The following is a 1834-nucleotide window of genomic DNA, read 5'->3' on the forward strand; positions in this document are numbered from 1 at the left end:
GAAGCTAAAACACCTTAGCGTTGGCTGACGCTAATCGTGTCAATTAAGCCAAGACCTCGATCACGATCCGACTTCTCTCGCCTTCTTCTCCAACACTCTCCGCAGTTCCACCATGGCCAACGTATCACGCGCGCAATAGCGTAAGAGGGCTTCTTGTATCGCCGCCCGCTCCACCCAATCGCTCTCGAGAAAGACCATCCGATAATATTCAGCGGCCGCCTGCCCACCGCCTTGAATCGCGAGATCGCCGTACCCAAGAGACGGCACCACTGCCGGCAACACGGACTTAATCGAATATGATCCATTGAATGCGGGATGATAATAGTGACTTTTGATCACCGGGAGGAGATCCCACAACCGCTTCGCAATCGCATTGAACGCGGATTTGAACTCCGGGAACGTCTCGGCAAGTTGGCGTATGATGGCCTCCTCATAGGCTGAATACACCACGATGCTGCCTTTCTCGCCAAGAGATTCGATCAAGGCCTCGGCCCAACGCCTGCGCGGTTCCGACGCCTCATTGTGAAGAAATTCTTGATGTGACACTTCGCCGGATTCTCGTTCAATGTGATTGGACCATTGGACAGGAATGGGCTGATAGGGTCTGGTGGAAGGGAATCGCGGCAGCGCCAACATGACGGTCTCCACATCCAGGTGATGCACGGGATAGTTCACCGAGCGAAGAATTGGACGCAACTCCGACGAGATCCATTCGATATTGTCTTTCACCTTTCGTTGAATATCGGACAGCTGTGTCCCATTTGGAATTTCGTCGATCGTCGTGATGCCTTGTCGCACGAGCTGGCCGACGATTTCTTTTTTACCAGGCAGGTGATAAATCCAGCGCGACGGCTTCTGCGTGGTGCAATGCGACCAGAAGGGACATTCATAGGGGGCGTGACAATGTTGACCCGGCTCGATCTCCGGTGGCCGCGGGTTCGCCAACATTGCTTTCATGGCAGCCAACCGCTCCAGCACCTGTCCTCGTCGATTTGCTACAGGCTCCGAGACGTCTTCGATCGAGAAGAGCGCCTGCAAGTCCGCCTCGCCGCCTTCGTAGAGATACCTCGTATCGATGTGCATCAGGCAAACCGCGTCGAGCCTCAATCCGGCACCTTGTACGACATGGCTTTGAATGGACAGGTCATCGAGATGGATATCTTTCACTCGCGTCGAGGACTTCACCTCAATCAAACGCCAGGACGGCGACATCCCCTCACCATTCTGCACTCGCTCGAAAATATCGACGCGCACCAGGACTCCGTCGTGCTCGAATGCCGCTTCGAAGACGGCGGAGATCCCGGAACTGTGAAGCAAGGCAGCGGTCTCTGCGATCGCCGCCTCTCGCTGACGGAATCCCGCTTTAACGAGTACGCCATCAGGAAAGCGCCGGTGCGCCAGGGTGCCGATTTCGATTCCCATGTCCAGAATCGCCTGCGTCGACGCATCCGGCGGGGTTGCCAAGGCAGGCTGATGAATTTCAAGATAGAGCCGCTTGTGACATTGAAGACCCGAAAGAAATTTCGATTTCGATAAGCGGGGCGGTGCGAATGTCGCGGGAGGTCCGTTGTGAACGTCGGCCATCGTCATACAGTCCACGGTGCGGTCAACGATTTTCTCAGATGGTGCGAGGAAGAACTCTGTTAGGATAGCGCCCCATGAGCAACGCTGTCACCCAGATCAGACGGTCCGTAATGATCTTGGCGCTCCCCGTCACTCTTACCACACTTCTCCAACGGGCCGAAGGCATTGTCGCTGTCCTCTTAGTCGGCGGGCTGGGAGCCACGTCGATCGCCGCGGTCGGCCTCGGTCAATTGCTGGCTTTCGTGGCCAC

General features: G+C 56.1%; 1 protein-coding gene. It reads right to left on the reverse strand.

Going from position 1 to position 1834, the window contains the following annotated elements; all coding sequences use genetic code 11:
• Positions 1-60: 60 nt before the first annotated feature.
• A complete protein-coding gene (locus tag ACOSYY_RS13455) occupies positions 61-1584 on the reverse strand; it encodes a DUF2779 domain-containing protein (protein ID WP_421663014.1) in 1524 nt (507 codons plus the stop codon).
• Positions 1585-1834 lie beyond the last annotated feature (250 nt).

This window comes from Nitrospira sp. BLG_2 (assembly GCF_049222245.1).